Below are 18,256 nucleotides of genomic sequence, written 5' to 3' on the forward strand. Positions count from 1 at the left end.
GTGAGCTTGTGTGTGCTCATTTAGCTATTAAAGCAAGCCATATTTATCCGTTAACGATCTGTGGGAACACGCGCACCAGCTTGATACGGTTCTCTTCAAGTTCCACGATTTCCATTGGATGGCTGGCAACTTGAACACTCAGGTGACTCTCTGGAATATCTTCCAGATGTTCTAGTATCAAACCATTTAACGTTCTAGGACCATCGGTAGGGAGAGCCCACTGCAAGCCTTTGTTGATATCACGAATGTTCGCACTACCTTCAATTAGGAAGCTGCCGTCGCTCTGCGGTGTGATTTCATCAGACAAACTTGGCGCAATTGAAGTGGTAAACTCACCGACAATTTCTTCTAGAATATCCTCTAATGTCACCAAGCCATTGATATCACCGTACTCATCAACGATTAGACCGATGCGCTGTTTGTTGCGTTGGAATTTTAGCAGCTGAATATTGAGTGGGGTTGCTTCAGGGATGAAGTAGATTTCGTCTGCGGCACGCAGCAGGGTTTCTTTGTTAAATTCGTTCTTTTCCAGCATCAAGCGATACGCTTCACGCAGCCTCAGCATACCAACCACTTCATCTATCTGGTCACGGTACAGAACCACACGACCATGAGGAGAGTGAGTCAGTTGGCGAACAATCGATTTCCAATCATCATTGATGTCGATGCCGGTGATTTCATTACGAGGCACCATGATGTCGTTCACGGTCACGTGCTCTAAATCTAGAATAGACACCAACATATCTTGGTGACGCTGGGGAATAAGGCTGCCCGCTTCATTTACCACGGTTCTGAGCTCTTCTGAGCTTAAGTGGTCGGTTGCATCATGGCTGGCTTTAACACCTAAGAAACGAATGAAGCCGTTGGTAATGAAGTTAACCAAAATCACCAATGGTGACAGTACCTTCATCAGCACCATTAAAAGGATGCTACTGGCATAAGAGACACGTTCAGGAAATAGAGAAGCGATGGTTTTTGGGGTTACCTCGGCGAATACGAGGATCACGAGAGTCAGGGTACCGGTAGCGATAGCCACACCGATATCCCCGTAGATGCGCATACCAAGAATAGTAGCGATCGCAGATGCAAGAATGTTGACGAGATTGTTGCCGATGAGAATGAGGCCAATCAATCTGTCTGGGCGGTTCAGAAGTTTTTCTACGCGTTTGGCACCTTTATGACCCGTATTGGCCAAGTGCTTTAAACGGTAGCGGTTCAAGGACATCATGCCCGTTTCGGAACCAGAGAAATAACCAGAAATTACAATGAGACACGCGAGTAGCGCAAATAAGATACCCGTTGATATGTCGTCCAAAACTATTATTTTCCTATTTGTGTATCTTGATTAATTTATGACCGAACATGGTCGAGATGTCAATTGAATCTAACGGACTCAATATTTTAAAGGCAAGGTGTGTAAGACCTTGCCTTTATTTGACAGACTAGTTCAGGATGATTTCCTGAACGAAGCGGCTACCGAAGTAGGCTAATGTGAGCATGCTGGCGCCCGCAAGTGCGAACCAAGTGACTTTCTGTCCACGCCAACCTTTTTGGTAGTGACCCCATAAAAGAATGGAGTAGATAACCCAAGCGATGAAAGACAACACCGCTTTGTGCGCCTTTCCTTGAGCAAACATATCTTGTACGAAGATAAGGCCAGTCAGCAAAGTCCCCGTTAATAAGCCATTACCAATAAGAATGATCTTGAAAAGCTGTCTCTCCACCATCATTAAAGGAGGTAGGTTAGGGTTAATCACTAAGGCTTTTTTCTTTTTAAGCTTGTGATCAAGCCACGCGAGTTGCAGGGCGTATAACGCACCGATCGTCAGCGTCGCGTATGAGAACAATGCTAAAGAGATGTGCACGAGCAGTTTCGGGTCATTCTCTAGATGTTTGATGAAGGTACTTGGGAGAAACGTTGCGGCCATGAGGTTAAGCGCTGCGAAGCTATAAACAACAGGCAAAATGAACCACAAGCGGGTTCTGAGCATCGCGCCGCTCATCACCAAAGAAATGATTAAACTGATTAATGAAGCAACGTTCAAGATACTAAGGTTTTGGCCACTGGCATTAAAGATTAAATCGCCAAGCAACCAAGCATGGAAAGCTAAAGCAAGTAATGCGCTGATAAACACCGTTTTTACACGGATTCCTGTTTGGTGCACGAGACCTGGAATGATCGTGGAAATCGCCATTGTATAAAGAAAGGCTGCTGCGATCGCAATAAGACTGTCCATGGTATCCATTTAAATGATTACTAATTGACGAATTATACCTTGCATCGCTCTTTGGGGCTACGGTGAACCTCACTCAATTCCAAGTGAACAATGTCTCACATCACAAGCGTGGATGATTAACGCTCCACAACGGGTATGACTCTAATCAACGCTAATGTATACTCACAGTAATAGTCGCAGGATTGAGCGAAGAGAAAACTATGTTTGATAATTTAACGGATCGTCTATCCAAAACGCTGAAGAACATCAGCGGTAAAGGTCGTCTGACCGAAGACAATATTAAAGAGACGCTGCGTGAAGTACGTATGGCGCTACTTGAAGCCGACGTTGCATTGCCAGTTGTCCGTGATTTTGTTAAGCGCGTAAAAGAAGGCGCTGTGGGTGTTGAGGTATCTAAATCTCTAACACCGGGTCAAGAATTCATTAAGATCGTTCAAGCTGAACTTGAAGCGGTGATGGGTGAGTCTAACGAAGCTCTTAATCTAGCAGCGCAACCGCCAGCAGTCATCTTAATGGCGGGTTTACAAGGTGCGGGTAAAACCACATCGGTAGGTAAGCTATCTAAGCTGCTAACTGAGCGTGACAAGAAAAAAGTTCTGGTTGTATCTGCCGACGTTTACCGTCCAGCGGCGATCAAACAGCTTGAAACGTTAGCAAGTGATGTTGGCGTCGACTTCTTCCCATCTTCAGCTGACCAAAAGCCTCTTGATATTGCAAACGCTGCAATCGAACACGCGAAGAAGAAATTCTACGACGTACTATTAGTCGATACTGCCGGTCGTTTGGCTATCGATGAAGAGATGATGGGCGAGATCAAAGAGCTTCATACTGCAATTAAACCAGTAGAGACGCTGTTCGTTGTTGATGCAATGACAGGTCAAGATGCTGCGAACACTGCAAAAGCCTTTGGCGATGCGCTACCACTAACCGGTGTTATTTTAACGAAAGTAGATGGTGATGCGCGTGGCGGTGCTGCACTGTCTGTTCGTCATATCACAGGTAAACCAATCAAGTTCTTAGGTGTTGGTGAGAAAACTGACGCATTAGAACCGTTCCACCCAGATCGTGTTGCTTCTCGTATCTTAGGTATGGGTGACGTACTGTCTCTTATTGAAGACCTACAGAAAAACGTTGATACCGAGAAAGCAGAGAAACTGGCTAAGAAGTTCAAAGAGAAGAAAGGCTTTGACCTTGAAGACTTCCGTGAACAGCTTGGTCAGATGCAAAACATGGGCGGCATGATGGGCATGATGGATAAGCTTCCAGGCATGTCTCAGCTACCAGACAACGTTAAAGATAAAGTTGATGACAAGATGTTCAAGCAAATGGAAGCGATCATCAACTCTATGACTATGAAAGAGCGTCAACGCCCTGACCTAATCAAAGGCTCACGCAAAAAGCGTATCGCTGCTGGTTCTGGTACACAGGTACAAGATGTAAACCGTATGCTTAAGCAGTTCACCCAAATGCAGAAGATGATGAAGAAGATGCAGAAAGGTGGCATGAAAGGCATGATGCGCAACATGCAAGGCATGATGGGCGGCGGTGGAGGTATGGGTGGTGGCTTTAACCCGTTCGGTCGATAACCTACAAATGTAAGCTTTAGCTACGTTACTTTTCATAGTGTTAGCCGTGTCACAGAAAGTGTACTGCAGCTATGTTGGTGAAAAAATAGCTAAAGCCCTTGCATTGCACCGGAATAAGAGTAAAATTCCGGGGCTTTAATTTGGCACGAGACCCCAAGCTATTACTTAGACTTGGGGTTAATTATTTTATTAAGAAAGCAAAGAGGACGACATGGTAACCATTCGTTTGGCACGTCACGGTGCAAAGAAGCGCCCATTCTATCAAATCGTAGTTGCGGATAGCCGTAACGCTGCAACTGGCCGTTTCATCGAGAAAGTAGGTTTCTTTAACCCTACAGCTCAAGGTCAAGAAGAAGGTCTACGTCTAGACCTAGATCGTGTTAACCACTGGGTTGGTCAAGGCGCATCTCTATCTGATCGTGTAGCTAAGCTAGTTAAAGACGCTCAAAAAGCGGCTTAATTCTTTTTTAAAGAGAAATAGCTTATGTCGATGAAGGGTAAAGAAACAATGAGCAAGCAAGACGAAAAAATTGTTATGGGCAAGTTTGGTGCTACCTATGGCATTCGTGGCTGGCTTAAAGTTTTTTCCTACACAGACAATGCTGAGAGCATATTTGATTACTCCCCTTGGTACGTTAACCAAAAGGGGAAGTGGGTTGAATTCAAAGTAGAAAGCTGGAAACGTCATAACAAAGGTATGGTGTGTAAGCTGGAAGGTTTTGAGATCCGCGAGGACGCTCATGTACTGACCAACTTTGAAATTGCAGTAGACCCTGCTTCGTTACCTGAATTGTCAGAAGAGGAATTCTACTGGCGTGAATTGTTTGGTATGCAAGTTGTAACCACTAAAGGTTACGATCTAGGTGTTGTTACAGACATGCTAGAAACTGGCTCAAACGATGTTCTAGTAATCAAAGCAAATCTTAAAGATGCTTTCGGACAAAAGGAACGGTTAGTACCGTACCTTGAAGAGCAAGTGATCAAGAAAGTTGATCGCGAAGCTCAACGGATCGAAGTTGACTGGGATCCTGGATTCTAACTTTAAAATCATAGAGCGAGAGAACACATGTGGGTTGGCGTAATTAGCCTATTTCCTGAAATGTTCCGTTCAGTTACTGATTTTGGAGTAACGGGTCAAGCGGTAAAGAAAGGTCTTTTATCTATTGAGACATGGAATCCTCGTGATTTCACTCATGATAAACATCGCACTGTTGATGACAGACCTTACGGTGGTGGTCCTGGCATGTTAATGATGGTTCAGCCTTTGCGCGACGCTATCCAAACTGCCAAGCAAGCATCACCGGGAAAGACGAAAGTTATCTATCTTTCACCTCAAGGTCGTAAACTCGACCAGAAAGGTGTTGAAGAGCTGGCAACAAACGAGAATTTACTTCTTATTTGTGGTCGCTATGAAGGGGTAGATGAGCGCATAATTCAATCTGAAGTTGACGAAGAATGGTCGATTGGAGATTTTGTGATGACGGGTGGCGAGCTGCCAGCCATGACGCTGATTGATTCAGTATCTCGGTTTGTTCCGGGTGTACTTGGAGATTTCGCTTCAGCAGAAGAAGATTCTTTTGCAAATGGCTTGCTAGATTGTCCCCATTATACGCGCCCTGAGGTTCTAGACGATAAAGATGTGCCATCGGTACTCAAGTCTGGAAACCATAAGGTCATTCGTCGCTGGCGATTAAAACAATCGTTGGGCCGAACTTGGCTAAGAAGACCAGAACTCCTGGAAAACCTAGCTCTGACTGACGAACAGGAACAATTACTGGCTGAATTCATTAAAGAGCAACGCTCTTAACGAAAAGCAAGCAGTAACCTATTAAATTTAGTATCAGTTTATTCTAGGAATTTATACAAATGAGCAACATCATTAAGGCTCTTGAAGAAGAGCAACTAAAATCAGACCTTCCTAAATTCGCACCAGGTGACACTGTTGTAGTTCAGGTTAAGGTAAAAGAAGGTGACCGTGAGCGTCTACAGGCTTTCGAAGGCGTTGTAATCGCTATTCGTAACCGTGGTCTACACTCTGCATTCACAGTTCGTAAGATCTCGAACGGTGAAGGTGTAGAGCGTGCGTTCCAAACTCACTCTCCAATGGTTGATAGCATCGAAGTTAAACGCCGTGGTGCAGTACGTCGTGCCAAGTTGTACTACCTACGTGAGCGTTCTGGTAAGTCAGCTCGTATTAAAGAGAAACTTGCTAAGAAGTAATTCTTTTTGCATTCTATCGATAAAAGCGGAGCCATTTGGCTCCGCTTTTTTGTGCCTGCTATTTGGTGCTTTGAAAACCAGAGAGCCCCAACTCTCTCGTTCCTCACTTTTGGGGATTATGATTGGAGAGCAGGGAATATGCCTGATATAAAAAAGGTAAGCGAAAGAGGCTTTATGCAGTCGGCTTGATCAATAGAGCTAAGTAAACCCTAAGAACCGTCATTCCCTAGACTGACGAAGGAAGGAGTAGGGAATCTCTTATAGCATTACCAAACTATCGACAATAAAAAAGGATTGACGCAAAACGCCAATCCTTCAATCATTTTTCCGAATCTCGAATCTCGAATCTCGAATCTCGAATCTCGAATCTCGAATCTTAGTACGGATCTTCCGACCAACCATCGCTATCAGACATGTCTGGTGCGCCAGCGATGCTGTTCTCTTCGTCTGCCCACTCACCAAAATCAATCATCTGACATTGCTTGCTGCAAAACGGGCGATGTGGGCTTTGTTCACCCCATTCAACGTCAGTATTACATTGAGGGCATTTAACGATGGTGATTTTCTTCGACATAGTGATTCTTAATTTGAGGGGATAATAATAGTGAGTTTAGGCTCGAGTGATCACTCAAGCCAAACGATAAAAGGAAATTAATTAGGAGCAGATGGCCAATTCAAATTCGATATCTTGAGTACAAGCTTGCCCTGTTTCAAAACTCATGAATTTAACAGCAAAACGGTTCTTATGACCCGAAATCATCGGGTAAGCACCGTATTGCATTGGAATTGAGAGGCGAAGGATATTTGCCTCTTCAGCATCGCTCTGGAAGAAGCCAGCACGAGCTATTTGCTCTTTAAAGTGGCCAGTCTCTCTAGTGAGCTTTAACCATAGCGTTAGCGCTTCATACAGAGGCTGTAGGCTATCCATCCATGCCTTGGCGTCTCTCATTCTCTTATCGAGAGGAAGGTGCAGCCAATAATGCAGAGCCGGTAAATCAAAGCAGCATGAGCCACCTGGTAGATTAAAGCGCTGGCGAATCGCACTCAGGAAGCGGTCTTCCTTAAGTGATTGTCCAAAGCGCTCTGCTTGCATCAGCTCGCGATAGATGTTGCCAATATCGGTAAGCAGTGATGTGAGCATCTCTTGATCGACACCTTCAACATCTAACCAACTTTTGTAGGTTACACGTTGCTTCTCAATGTCTTTTGCGAGTTCGCTCTTGAGTTGGATCTGTTCGAAGATTTCAATCAGATCAAAGATAGAACGGAAAAAGAGTTGATACTGTTGAGCATCGGAAAATGTAGAAGACAAGTGTAACTGCCTCAAGAGTGATTCAACTCTTAAGTAGATGCGTGTTTTCTCATTTAGAGGATGTTCAAATTTGTGGGTGATCATCGAGCAAACCTTCATTCAACATTGTTCTATTCTGACCCATCTACTGTACTGATTGCCAGATACTTTTGATGTAAATCTGTGATTTGAGGCAAAAGTTCTTGGTTTTTAGTATGGTTTTTAATCACGTCATCTGCAACTGCTAAGCGCTGTTCTCTTGAAGCCTGTGATTTTAAAATTGACGTTACTTGTTCCCTAGAAACATTATCTCGACTCATCGTACGCTCTATTTGTACTTCAGCTGGAACATCAACGATTAACACGCGATCGGCCATGCCTTGCATCTGGTTTTCAACCAAGAGCGGTGCGACTAATAAAGCATAAGGAGAGGTGACTTTAGACAAGTCACTGTCAATTTTGTCGCGGATCATTGGGTGGAGAAGATCATTGAGCCACTGTTTTTCTGTTGGGTCAGAGAAGATGACTTCACGCAACTTGGTTCGGTTTAGTGTTCCATTTTCTAGCAAGATGTCTTCACCAAAATGAGCTGTAATCTGATTCAGGCCTTCACTGCCCAATGCGACGACTTCACGTGCCACGATATCAGCATCGACAATATCAATGCCAAAGTGTTCGTTGAAGAGGTTAGCGACGGTCGTTTTACCACTGGCGATACCGCCACTTAATCCGATAATGATTGCCATGGTTACATTCCTAGTACAGAAGTTAAATACCAACCCATGATGTCGTTACCCCACATCAAGCTAACCCAGCCTGCGATGGCAAGATAAGGTCCAAATGGAAAGGCTTTATCGATGCCTTGCTGTTTCAAGCGCAGCTGAATCAAACCGAAAACCAAACCAACAAGTGACGATAAAAGGATGATCATTGGTAGATGCTGCCAACCCAGCCATGCACCAAGTGCCGCCAGCAGTTTGAAGTCGCCGTAACCCATGCCTTCTTTGCCAGTTAGCAGCTTAAACAGCCAGTACACTGACCATAGGGCTAGGTAGCCTGCCATAGCGCCAACCACAGAGTCTTGAAGTGATACAGGGCTGATATTAAACAGAGCTAACGCAATACCAAACCAAACCAAAGGTAAGGTGATTTGATCAGGCAGCAGCATGGTATCGAGATCGATAAAGGTCGCCGTAATCAGTGCGAAGGTGAAAAAGATCAGCGCAATAGCGTAGAAACCAAAACCAAAGTGGCTCGCGACTACGGTACAAAGGATTGCAGTAAGCAGTTCAACCAAAGGGTAGCGAGCACTGATTGGGTTCGCACAACTGTGACATTTACCCTTTAAGAACAACCAGCTTAATACTGGGATATTGTCGATGATTCTTAATTGGGTTTCACATTTCGGACAAGTCGAACGTGGAATGCTCAGGTTAAATTTCCCTTTAGGTGCCGGGATTTTATATTGAGAGAAATACTCCGAGCACTCTTGTTGCCATTCACGTTCCATCATAATCGGTAAGCGGTGTATGACGACGTTGAGGAAGCTGCCAATAAGAAGGCTAAAAATGAAAGCTAATACGGGGAATAGCCAAGGATAGTAGTGAAATACTTCCATAGTGTCCTTTACCACTTGATCTATATGAGCAGAAGTTTGCTACTCATGGGTGTTTAGTTGCTTTTGGCTATCCTAACACACTCATAAGATTAAAGATCGGTAAGTACATCGCAACCACAAGCCCGCCAACAACCGTCCCCAAAAATACGATGATCAATGGCTCTAGGATCTTGCCCAGATTATCGACGGTGTTGTCGACTTCAAACTCGTAAATCGAGGCCACTTTATTCAGCATATCGTCAAGGTTGCCTGACTCCTCTCCAATCATCACCATCTGCAACACCATCTCGGGGAAGGCATTGGTATTACGCATTGCAATGTACATCGGCATTCCAGCTGCAGTTTCACGGTGAACCTCAATAACCGCCGATTCATAATGCAAATTGCCTGCGGTTTTGGCGGTGGTTTTAAGGCTCATGAGAATCGGAATACCAGAACTAAAACTGGTTGATAAGGTGCGGCTGAATTTCGCGATAGAGGCTTTGGCCATCACACCACCAAGCACCGGAAATCGTAACCCTAAGCGACTGGCTGATAATCGAATCGAGTAAGACCGCTGACACAGTTGATGGATCATTAGCGCTATAAATCCAATGCCCACAGCGGCATAAAAACTGTAAGCCTGCATCCAATGAGAAAGATGAAGAACTTGTTGGGTAAACCAAGGAAGATCGGCGCCAAACCCTGAAAACATAGATTCAAATTCGGGAATAACCATGGTCAGCATTAGGTAAGAGACAGTCAGTGCAACAATGACCACCATCGCAGGGTAAATAAGTGCTTTTATAACCTTAGACTTTAGCTGTTCACTCTTTTCTCGATAAGTTGCTAAGCGTTCAAATACTTGTGCAAGGTTGCCTGATAGTTCACCTGTGGCGACTAAATCAGTGTAGAGGTCATCAAAGTGGCGGCTTGCGGTTCGCATCGCTTTTGATATAGGCGTTCCTGCTTCTACACCTTTACTGATATGCGAGAGGATGGACTTCATTTCAGCTTTGCGATGGTTGTCGGAGACTAACTTAATAGCCTGCACGATAGGCACACCAGTAGCCAACATAGTCGCAAGTTGTCGAGTTAAAATAGTGATGTCTTTGGGTTTTACACGGTGTGTTAAACGAGTCAGTGTAGAGATGCTTTTCTTTTTGATTTTCTTGATTTGAATGTGCTGATCTTTGAGCTTTTCTCGCACCTCTAATTCGGTGAGTGCTAAGGTTTGCCCTGACACTTTCTTACCTGAGCTATTAATGCCTTTCCAATGATAGCTTTTTAGTTGGGATTGCTTGGACTTACTGCTCATTGGTGCTCCATTGAGTTAAATGTACAGAACACGTTGTAGCTCTTGATAGCTGGTGGTACCTTCAAGCAGTTTATCTAGACCAGATTCTTGCAATGTTCGCATGCCTTCTCGGCGAGCGAGATCTTCAATCGCTAACGCATTAGGTTTGTTAATTAGGCTGTTTTTAAGTTTGTCGGTAAATGGCATCACTTCATAGATACCAACACGACCGGAGTACCCTTGATTGCACTCATTACAGCCTTGAGTGTTGGCTTTGTAGATAGTTTGGTTATTGGGGATAGAGTGACGCAGATAAATATCTGGTGAATCGTCTTCAGCTTTACAGTGGTTACATAAGCGTCTCGCAAGACGTTGAGCAATGATCAAGCTCAAAGACGAAGCAAGGTTAAAGGGTTCTATCCCCATGTGAGCGAGTCGCGTTACGGTTTCAGCTGCAGAGTTGGTGTGGAGTGTAGAAAGCACCAAGTGACCGGTCTGCGATGCTTTGATCGCGATCTCTGCCGTTTCTAGATCTCGGATCTCACCGACCATCACCACATCAGGATCTTGTCGTAAAAACGATCTCAATGCTTCCGCGAACCCAAAGCCGATCTTAGGCGTGACCTGTACTTGATTGATACCACACAGGTTAATCTCTACCGGATCTTCGGCTGTGGAAATATTACGTTCTGTGGTATTCAGTACTCGAAGCCCAGTATAAAGAGACACGGTTTTGCCACTGCCGGTTGGCCCTGTCATTAAGATCATTCCTTGTGGGCGTTTCAAGGCATTAAGGTAGAGGGCTTTTTGATCTTCACTGTAGCCAAGCTTGTCGATATCGAGATTGGCCGCACTACTATCAAGCAGTCGCAGTACTATCTTTTCCCCCCATAAGGTCGGCAGTGTTGATACACGCATATCAATCGCGAGCTCATCATTCAAGCGGAGCTTAATGCGTCCATCTTGTGGTAAGCGACGTTCGGCAATATCCAGTTTGGCGAGAATCTTCAAACGAGCAGATAAACGGCGACTTAAATGGGAAGCGGGCTGCTGTATCTCAACTAATATGCCATCACAACGTAGTCGCACACGGTAGTGTTCTTCGTAAGGTTCAAAGTGGATATCGGAAGCACCTTTCCGTACCGCATCGACCAGTATCTGGTTGATAAAGCGGCTAACGGGTGAGTCGTCTTGGCTGAGGTCTTCAATTGAAGTCATCTCATCGTCAGAAACTTCAACTAGGTTGGCGAGTTCGTCTTGGGTGATTTCTTTTCGTTTGGAGCCTTGCCCGGAAATAGAACGGCCATACAATTTTCGTATTGCTCCCTCTAATTCTGCGTAGTTAGCGACAACAAGCTCTATCTGCAATCCAGTCGCGAACCGGAAATCATCTTCGGCTTGTAAATCGGTCGGGTCGGCGGAAGCAAGTGTGAGCGTCGAGCTCGAGACTGAAATAGGGATAGCGTGATACTTGGTGATCAGCTCACGAAGCCCTAATTGGTCGCACAAGACTTCATAGTCAATGTTGGCAAGCTGAACTAACGGCAAACCGAAAATGGCTTGAATATTATGTGCGAGACTCTCGCTGGTGAATAAATCAAGAACGAGTAAAGCTTCAGGTGTTGATATACCTGAAGCATGTATGTGTTCCGCAACGGCTTGTTCTTGAGTCAGGCTAAGTAAGTCAGCCTGACGAAGAACTGTTGGGAGGTTGGTTAGCATTGAATATTATAGTTTACAGTTTTTTGGTAATAGAGCGTCCTCGACACCATCTGTTGCATGACTATCACATTCCCATTCGCCATCCCCTGTGCGACCTAATACGAAAACTTTTTCATGTAGAATGGTGCTAACTCCAGAGCTTGCAAATGTAAAGACGATAGTGCCAACACCTGCTGATGCGTCAGGCTCAAATGTAATCGCTCCAACTGGTATCTTTGATGGGACACCTAGTTCAGCGGTTAAGCTATTAGCAGGAAAAGCCCCGTTTTCCGCGGTATAAGCCTCTACATTGGTTTTTATGCCTGTCATTGTGGCTAAGGCTGATGCAACTTCTGCCTTGGCTACATATTTTTGATATTGAGGAATGGCAATCGCAGAAAGGACTCCAATCACAGCCACTACAATCATCAATTCAATTAAGGTAAAACCTTTCTGATTTGTTCTTTTGTTCTTGTTATTCATTGTCTAATTCCATTCTTTAGTTTGTTTCAGTGCAAGCACTGGTTGGTAGAGAGAATAGAAGTCGAGGTGGGGAAGTGGAATGGTGTTCAGGTGTGGTCGCGAGTGGTTTTGTATTTATTAGTGTGGTGTTTCATATAGCGCGCAAATTTATGCGATCAACTTAAATAACTGCTTGAAATACTGACAATTAAGGTAATAAAAAAGGCACTGTCATTAACAGTGCCTTTAGCGATAACTTATTTATTATTCAGTAAATTACGCTTGGAATCTCATTGATAGATCCATTGCTTTTAGGTGCTTAGTTAGCGCACCGACAGAGATGTAATCCACACCCGTTTCAGCAAACTCTGCAATCGTATCTAGTGTCACGTTGCCAGAGTTCTCTAGTGCAGCACGACCCGCGTTAATCTTAACGGCTTCACGCATCATGTCTGTGGTGAAGTTATCTAGCATGATGATGTCTGCGCCCGCGTTGATTGCTTGCTCTAGCTCTTCTAGGCTCTCTGTTTCTACTTCAACAGGTTTTCCTGGGTTCAGCTCTTTTGCCGTAGAGATAGCTTTCTCAATACCACCACAAGCGATGATGTGGTTTTCTTTGATTAGGTAAGCATCGAAAACGCCGATGCGGTGGTTGAAACCGCCGCCACAAGCGACCGCGTATTTTAGTGCGCTGCGTAGGCCTGGAATCGTTTTACGAGTATCTAACAGACGGCACTCTGTGTGTTTAATTTTGTCTGCGTAGATAGCTGTTGCTGTCGCACAACCAGACAGTGTTTGAATGAAGTTCATTGCATTACGCTCACCGGTTAGTAGTGCGCGTGCTGGGCCAGTTAAAGTACAAAGAGTTTGGTTTGGCTCAACCTTATCGCCATCTTCTACATTCCACTCAATTGTTACTTCACCGCCCAATTGCTTAAATACTTCATCAGCCCAAGCTTTGCCACAGAATACGCCGTGCTCACGAGTAATGATGGTTGCGCTGTTGATTGCGTCTGCTGGGATTAGACTTGCTGTGATGTCAGCCGCTGGATCTAACGTGCCACCCAGATCTTCTTTGATAGTTTCGGCTACTGCACGAGTGATCTCTAGAGGCAGTTGCTCTTTTAAGTAGTCAAGGCGTTGGTGGCTGTTATGTGTGTTTTTCATCGCAAATCTAATCTTGAAAGGGAGTGGGATTGGAATGATACTCTTGCTTAACTTCAAATTAAAGAGGCTAGCGCGACTGCTCTATGGGCAAGGTCACATCTTATTGTGCTAGCAGAAAAGAAAGTGAGACCAAGATGACGATCAGCTCCAACGGATGGTACGACAACGCTCGGCATGTTCCTTCCCCGTATTTTGATGTAAGGCCTAGTGTTGATGATATCTCTCTGCTGGTGGTTCACAACATTAGTCTGCCACCGGGGCAATTTGGTGGTCCTTATATTGAGCAGTTTTTTACGGGTAAGCTAGACCCCGCTGAGCATCCCTTTTTTAAGGTGATTCACCAAATGGGCGTATCGGCGCACTGCTTGATTCGTCGTGATGGTGAAGTGGTGCAGTTCGTTTCTTTCCTTGATCGAGCTTGGCACGCCGGTCAGTCGAGTTTTGCAGGGCGTGAAAGGTGCAATGATTACTCGATTGGTATTGAACTCGAGGGCAGTGACTTTGTTGCCTATACTGAGCAGCAGTATCAAGCGCTGACCCAGTTAACGGAATCACTGGTATCAAGCTTTCCTCAAATCACCAATGAACGCATCACTGGCCATCAATACATTGCACCTCTACGTAAAACTGACCCAGGTTTGGTTTTCGATTGGCAGAAGTTTAAAGGTAAGCTGAACTTCTAAGCTTTCATTTTCTTTATGGCTCTGCTGATTACAGAGCCTTAGATAGTCAACGCTGAGCATAATTACTTGTGAATTTTTGTTGTTGCGATGTAAAAAAGTGGTTGAAGGAAGGGCATCAATAAATCGAGAGTGTGACGAGCTTATCAAACACTCATATATTAAAACTTATGAACAGAATTTCCCTCCCAAATGTGCGCTTGGTTCGATTTTTAACCGAGTTAGGCTAATCTTTCTGAAACAATTCATTTTTATCCTGAAACTTTCTAGCACGAAGCCTCCCCAAAAGTATTACCCCTGTAAATGGTAAGACCAATTTGGTTGCTGTTTTAAATTTCATTTGTTAAATCACGGTTAATTCAAACTGCATTCTATGATGCAGGTCAATTTTACGCTGGACAGTGGCGTTTTAATTATGTTAATTTCTGCCCAACTTAAAATTGGTATTACCAATTGTCAGCGAAGAAAAAGAAGAACAACAAACTATGGCTTATCAAAGGATTCGTCAGCCAAAACTCTCCGATGTTATCGAACAAGAGTTAGAAAGGTTGATAGTGGAAGGAACACTGGCGCCAGGGCAGCAGCTGCCGCCTGAGCGTGAACTGGCGAAACAGTTCGATGTGTCTCGTCCTTCAATCCGAGAAGCGATACAACGTTTAGAAGCAAAACGCTTGCTTACTCGCCGTCAAGGCGGAGGTACGTTTGTTAGTGAAAATATCTGGAAAAGCTTTTCAGATCCTTTGCTTAATTTGTTGTCCTCCCATTCTGAAACCCAACTAGACTTGTTGGAATCGCGTCATGCGATGGAAGGGATTTCGGCTTACTTTGCGGCATTGCGTGGCACTGATGAAGACTTTGCTCGAATTCAAGCATGCCAAGATAAAATTCACGGTGCGCAAGATAAGGGTGATATTGAAGCCGAATCTGCAGCGGTGATGGCTTTTCTTATTGCTTTAACAGAGGCAGCGCACAATGTGGTGTTATTGCACATTGTTCGTAGTTTGGCTCCGTTACTCGAACAAAACGTCTTAGAGAATTTAAAGCTGTTGCATCGTCGTAAAGACGTTGTGGAGAAAGTGAGTATACATCGAGCTAACATTGTAGATGCGATTGTTTCAGGGCAGCCAGAACAGGCACGTGAAATGTCACACTCTCATTTAGCTTACATCGAAGAAACATTGCTGGATTTGACGAAGGAAGAGTCGCGCCGCGAACGTTCTCTACGTCGAATTCAACAGGGTAAATAGTCGTAATACTTCGACTTTTTACGTGTTTAGTAGAATCCAACTAACAAAAAGGATAGATCGCCATGTCTGACATGAAGCATGACGTTGATGCTCTGGAAACTCAAGATTGGTTAGAAGCTCTTGAGTCAGTAGTACGTGAAGAAGGTGTAGAACGTGCACAGTTTTTACTAGAACAAGTTCTAGATAAAGCGCGTTTAGATGGTGTTGATATGGCTACAGGCATCAACACAAACTACATCAACACAATTCCAGCAGCGCAAGAGCCAGCTTACCCTGGTGACGTAACTCTTGAGCGTCGTATTCGTTCGATTATTCGCTGGAACGCAATCATGATCGTATTGCGTGCTTCTAAGAAAGACCTAGACCTTGGTGGTCACATGGCTTCTTACCAGTCAGCAGCAGCGTTCTACGAAGTATGTTTCAACCACTTCTTCCGTGCTCCAAACGAGACTGACGGTGGCGATCTAGTTTACTACCAAGGTCACATCTCTCCTGGTATCTACTCTCGTGCATTTATTGAAGGTCGTCTAACTGAAGAGCAGCTAGATAACTTCCGTCAAGAAGTTGATGGTAAAGGTATCCCTTCTTACCCGCACCCTAAACTGATGCCTGAGTTCTGGCAGTTCCCTACAGTATCTATGGGTCTAGGTCCGATTTCTGCGATCTACCAAGCTCGTTTCCTTAAATACCTAGAAGGCCGTGGTCTTAAAGATACTTCTGCTCAACGTGTATACGCTTTCCTAGGCGACGGTGAGATGGATGAGCCAGAATCACGTGGTGCTATCTCTTTCGCTGCGCGTGAGAAGCTAGACAACCTATGTTTCCTAATCAACTGTAACCTACAGCGTCTAGACGGCCCTGTAATGGGTAACGGTAGCATCATTCAAGAACTTGAAGGCCTATTCAAAGGTGCAGGTTGGAACGTTGTTAAAGTTATCTGGGGTAGCAACTGGGATTCTCTACTAGCTAAAGACACGACTGGTAAGCTTCTTCAACTAATGAACGAAACTATCGATGGTGACTACCAGACATTCAAATCTAAAGATGGCGCATACGTACGTGAGCACTTCTTTGGTAAGTACCCAGAAACAGCTGCACTAGTTGCAGACATGACTGACGACCAAATCTTCGAACTGAAGCGTGGTGGTCACGACTCTTCTAAACTGTTCGCTGCATTCAACAATGCAAAAGAAACAGGTGGCAAGCCAACAGTAATCCTAGCTAAGACAGTTAAAGGTTACGGTATGGGTGAAGCTGCAGAAGGTAAGAACATCGCTCACGGTGTTAAGAAGATGGACATGACTCACGTACAATACCTACGTGACCGTCTAGGCCTACAAGACATCCTTTCTGATGAGAAAGTATCTGAGCTTCCTTACCTAACACTGGAAGAAGGTTCAGCTGAGTACGAATACCTGCATGCTCGTCGTAAAGCACTACAAGGTTACACTCCTCAGCGTCTGCCAAAATTCACTCAAGAGTTCAAAGTTCCTGAGCTAGACGCATTCGCACCTCTACTGGGTGAACAGAAGCGTGATATCTCTACAACTATGGCTTATGTACGTACGCTAAACATCCTTCTTAAAGATAAGAACATTGGTAAGAACATCGTTCCTATCATCTGTGATGAAGCACGTACATTCGGTATGGAAGGTTTATTCCGTCAGGTTGGTATCTACAACCCACACGGTCAAGATTACACTCCAGAAGATAAAGGCATCGTTTCTTACTACAAAGAAGCAACGTCTGGTCAAGTTCTTCAAGAAGGTATCAACGAACTAGGTTCTATGGCTTCATGGGTTGCTGCTGCAACGTCATACAGCACAAACGATCTACCGATGATTCCGTTCTACATCTACTACTCAATGTTCGGTTTCCAACGTATTGGCGACATGGCATGGCTAGCAGGTGACCAACAAGCTCGTGGCTTCCTACTGGGTGCTACAGCTGGTCGTACAACGCTAAACGGCGAAGGTCTACAGCACGAAGATGGTCACTCGCACATCATGGCGAACACAGTACCTAACTGTATCTCTTACGACCCAACGTTTGCTTACGAGCTAGCGGTAATCATGCAAGACGGTATCCGTCGTATGTACGGTGAGAACCAAGAGAACGTTTACTACTACTTAACAGTAATGAACGAGAACTACGCAATGCCAGCAATGCCAGAAGGCGCTGAAGAAGGCATCCGTAAAGGTATTTACAAGCTTGAATCTCACGCTCCTCAAGGTGGACAGGCGCCTAAGGGCAAAGTTCAACTAATGAGCTCTGGTACTATCATGAATGAAGCGCGTAAAGCTGCAGTAATTCTAAGCGAAGAGTACGGCATCGCATCTGACGTGTTCTCTGTAACGTCGTTCAACGAACTAACTCGTGACGGCCAAGCGGTAGAGCGTGACAACATGCTTCACCCAGAAGCTGAAGAGAAAGTACCGTACATCACAACTGTACTTGGTAAAGAACCTGCAATCGCAGTGACTGACTACATGAAGAACTACGCTGAGCAAGTACGTGCTTACATGCCAAGCGAGTCTTACAAAGTACTTGGTACTGATGGTTTCGGCCGCTCTGACAGCCGTGCAAACCTACGTCGTCACTTCGAAGTTAACGCTGGCTACATCGTAGTTGCAGCTCTAACTGAACTGGCTAAACGTGGTGATATCGAGAAATCTGTAGTTGTTGAAGCAATTGCTAAATTCGATATCGACACTGAAAAAACAAACCCACAATACGCTTAATACAGCGCTTAACTAGAAGGTAAATAAGCA

Annotated in this window: 18 protein-coding genes; 8 read left to right on the forward strand and 10 right to left on the reverse strand. The window is 44.7% G+C overall.

All coding sequences use genetic code 11. The annotated features are described in order from the left end of the window. Positions 1-43: 43 nt before the first annotated feature. Positions 44-1,315: a CNNM domain-containing protein gene (locus L1D22_RS16250; RefSeq protein ID WP_239830551.1), complete on the reverse strand. Its 1,272-nt coding sequence runs from the start codon at positions 1,313-1,315 to the stop codon at positions 44-46. Positions 1,316-1,442: 127 nt separating this feature from the next. Then, on the reverse strand, positions 1,443-2,237 hold the full coding sequence (locus L1D22_RS16255; protein ID WP_132762097.1) for an inner membrane protein YpjD: 795 nt from the start codon (positions 2,235-2,237) through the stop codon (positions 1,443-1,445). Positions 2,238-2,437: 200 nt separating this feature from the next. Here L1D22_RS16255 and ffh point away from each other — a divergent pair, with 200 nt between their 5' ends. The 5 genes from ffh to rplS all read left to right on the forward strand — a co-directional run bounded on the left by ffh (position 2,438) and on the right by rplS (position 6,043). Further along, positions 2,438-3,823 carry a signal recognition particle protein gene (gene ffh, locus L1D22_RS16260; RefSeq protein ID WP_239830552.1) on the forward strand — a complete coding sequence of 462 codons (1,386 nt, stop codon included), beginning with the start codon at positions 2,438-2,440 and terminating at the stop codon, positions 3,821-3,823. Positions 3,824-4,034: 211 nt separating this feature from the next. Continuing rightward, positions 4,035-4,283: a 30S ribosomal protein S16 gene (rpsP, locus tag L1D22_RS16265; RefSeq protein WP_004410028.1), complete on the forward strand. Its 249-nt coding sequence runs from the start codon at positions 4,035-4,037 to the stop codon at positions 4,281-4,283. A gap of 24 nt (positions 4,284-4,307) precedes the next feature. Continuing rightward, entirely contained in the window at positions 4,308-4,862 is a 555-nt protein-coding gene (rimM, locus tag L1D22_RS16270) for a ribosome maturation factor RimM (RefSeq protein WP_017629425.1), read from the forward strand. Positions 4,863-4,889: 27 nt separating this feature from the next. After that, positions 4,890-5,630: a tRNA (guanosine(37)-N1)-methyltransferase TrmD gene (trmD, locus tag L1D22_RS16275; RefSeq protein WP_239830553.1), complete on the forward strand. Its 741-nt coding sequence runs from the start codon at positions 4,890-4,892 to the stop codon at positions 5,628-5,630. A gap of 59 nt (positions 5,631-5,689) precedes the next feature. Next, complete coding sequence (gene rplS / locus L1D22_RS16280) at positions 5,690-6,043, forward strand: 50S ribosomal protein L19 (RefSeq protein WP_004738151.1); 354 nt, start codon at positions 5,690-5,692, stop codon at positions 6,041-6,043. Between the two features lie 376 nt (positions 6,044-6,419). On the opposite strand, the gene yacG is transcribed toward rplS, so the two are convergent. The 8 genes from yacG to nadC form a co-directional block, all read right to left on the reverse strand. Further along, entirely contained in the window at positions 6,420-6,617 is a 198-nt protein-coding gene (gene yacG / locus L1D22_RS16285; protein WP_017106879.1) for a DNA gyrase inhibitor YacG, read from the reverse strand. An 81-nt stretch (positions 6,618-6,698) separates the two neighbouring features. Continuing rightward, on the reverse strand, positions 6,699-7,439 hold the full coding sequence (gene zapD / locus L1D22_RS16290) for a cell division protein ZapD (protein ID WP_239830554.1): 741 nt from the start codon (positions 7,437-7,439) through the stop codon (positions 6,699-6,701). 26 nt (positions 7,440-7,465) lie between these two features. Continuing rightward, positions 7,466-8,080: a dephospho-CoA kinase gene (gene coaE / locus L1D22_RS16295; protein ID WP_239830555.1), complete on the reverse strand. Its 615-nt coding sequence runs from the start codon at positions 8,078-8,080 to the stop codon at positions 7,466-7,468. Positions 8,081-8,082: 2 nt separating this feature from the next. Then, entirely contained in the window at positions 8,083-8,952 is an 870-nt protein-coding gene (locus tag L1D22_RS16300) for an A24 family peptidase (RefSeq protein ID WP_239830556.1), read from the reverse strand. A gap of 67 nt (positions 8,953-9,019) precedes the next feature. Then, the gene (locus L1D22_RS16305) at positions 9,020-10,249 is read right to left on the reverse strand and encodes a type II secretion system F family protein (protein WP_239830557.1); all 1,230 of its coding nucleotides are present in this window, start codon (positions 10,247-10,249) and stop codon (positions 9,020-9,022) included. A gap of 15 nt (positions 10,250-10,264) precedes the next feature. Beyond that, a complete protein-coding gene (gene pilB, locus L1D22_RS16310; protein ID WP_239830558.1) occupies positions 10,265-11,950 on the reverse strand; it encodes a type IV-A pilus assembly ATPase PilB in 1,686 nt (561 codons plus the stop codon). A 6-nt stretch (positions 11,951-11,956) separates the two neighbouring features. Beyond that, positions 11,957-12,412 carry a pilin gene (locus tag L1D22_RS16315; RefSeq protein WP_239830559.1) on the reverse strand — a complete coding sequence of 152 codons (456 nt, stop codon included), beginning with the start codon at positions 12,410-12,412 and terminating at the stop codon, positions 11,957-11,959. Positions 12,413-12,667: 255 nt separating this feature from the next. Further along, complete coding sequence (gene nadC / locus L1D22_RS16320) at positions 12,668-13,558, reverse strand: carboxylating nicotinate-nucleotide diphosphorylase (RefSeq protein ID WP_239830560.1); 891 nt, start codon at positions 13,556-13,558, stop codon at positions 12,668-12,670. 83 nt (positions 13,559-13,641) lie between these two features. On the opposite strand from nadC, the gene ampD reads away from it, so the two are divergent. From ampD to aceE, 3 genes are all read left to right on the forward strand, one after another. Next, positions 13,642-14,241: a 1,6-anhydro-N-acetylmuramyl-L-alanine amidase AmpD gene (ampD, locus tag L1D22_RS16325; protein WP_239830561.1), complete on the forward strand. Its 600-nt coding sequence runs from the start codon at positions 13,642-13,644 to the stop codon at positions 14,239-14,241. Positions 14,242-14,723: 482 nt separating this feature from the next. Continuing rightward, positions 14,724-15,485: a pyruvate dehydrogenase complex transcriptional repressor PdhR gene (gene pdhR, locus L1D22_RS16330; RefSeq protein ID WP_017629813.1), complete on the forward strand. Its 762-nt coding sequence runs from the start codon at positions 14,724-14,726 to the stop codon at positions 15,483-15,485. A 62-nt stretch (positions 15,486-15,547) separates the two neighbouring features. Beyond that, entirely contained in the window at positions 15,548-18,226 is a 2,679-nt protein-coding gene (aceE, locus tag L1D22_RS16335; protein WP_239830562.1) for a pyruvate dehydrogenase (acetyl-transferring), homodimeric type, read from the forward strand. Positions 18,227-18,256: the final 30 nt, after the last annotated feature.

This window comes from Vibrio sp. Isolate34, from assembly GCF_022397915.1.
In the GTDB taxonomy this organism is placed as follows: Bacteria; Pseudomonadota; Gammaproteobacteria; order Enterobacterales; family Vibrionaceae; genus Vibrio.

Coding starts and splice junctions, on each gene's coding strand:
- L1D22_RS16255 (WP_132762097.1), bottom strand. CDS start 2,237: ATGGACAGTCTTATTGCGATCGCAGCAGCCTTTCTTTATACAATGGCG.
- ffh (WP_239830552.1), top strand. CDS start 2,438: ATGTTTGATAATTTAACGGATCGTCTATCCAAAACGCTGAAGAACATC.
- rpsP (WP_004410028.1), top strand. CDS start 4,035: ATGGTAACCATTCGTTTGGCACGTCACGGTGCAAAGAAGCGCCCATTC.
- rimM (WP_017629425.1), top strand. CDS start 4,308: ATGTCGATGAAGGGTAAAGAAACAATGAGCAAGCAAGACGAAAAAATT.
- trmD (WP_239830553.1), top strand. CDS start 4,890: ATGTGGGTTGGCGTAATTAGCCTATTTCCTGAAATGTTCCGTTCAGTT.
- rplS (WP_004738151.1), top strand. CDS start 5,690: ATGAGCAACATCATTAAGGCTCTTGAAGAAGAGCAACTAAAATCAGAC.
- yacG (WP_017106879.1), bottom strand. CDS start 6,617: ATGTCGAAGAAAATCACCATCGTTAAATGCCCTCAATGTAATACTGAC.
- zapD (WP_239830554.1), bottom strand. CDS start 7,439: ATGATCACCCACAAATTTGAACATCCTCTAAATGAGAAAACACGCATC.
- coaE (WP_239830555.1), bottom strand. CDS start 8,080: ATGGCAATCATTATCGGATTAAGTGGCGGTATCGCCAGTGGTAAAACG.
- L1D22_RS16300 (WP_239830556.1), bottom strand. CDS start 8,952: ATGGAAGTATTTCACTACTATCCTTGGCTATTCCCCGTATTAGCTTTC.
- L1D22_RS16305 (WP_239830557.1), bottom strand. CDS start 10,249: ATGAGCAGTAAGTCCAAGCAATCCCAACTAAAAAGCTATCATTGGAAA.
- pilB (WP_239830558.1), bottom strand. CDS start 11,950: ATGCTAACCAACCTCCCAACAGTTCTTCGTCAGGCTGACTTACTTAGC.
- L1D22_RS16315 (WP_239830559.1), bottom strand. CDS start 12,412: ATGAATAACAAGAACAAAAGAACAAATCAGAAAGGTTTTACCTTAATT.
- nadC (WP_239830560.1), bottom strand. CDS start 13,558: ATGAAAAACACACATAACAGCCACCAACGCCTTGACTACTTAAAAGAG.
- ampD (WP_239830561.1), top strand. CDS start 13,642: ATGGGCAAGGTCACATCTTATTGTGCTAGCAGAAAAGAAAGTGAGACC.
- pdhR (WP_017629813.1), top strand. CDS start 14,724: ATGGCTTATCAAAGGATTCGTCAGCCAAAACTCTCCGATGTTATCGAA.
- aceE (WP_239830562.1), top strand. CDS start 15,548: ATGTCTGACATGAAGCATGACGTTGATGCTCTGGAAACTCAAGATTGG.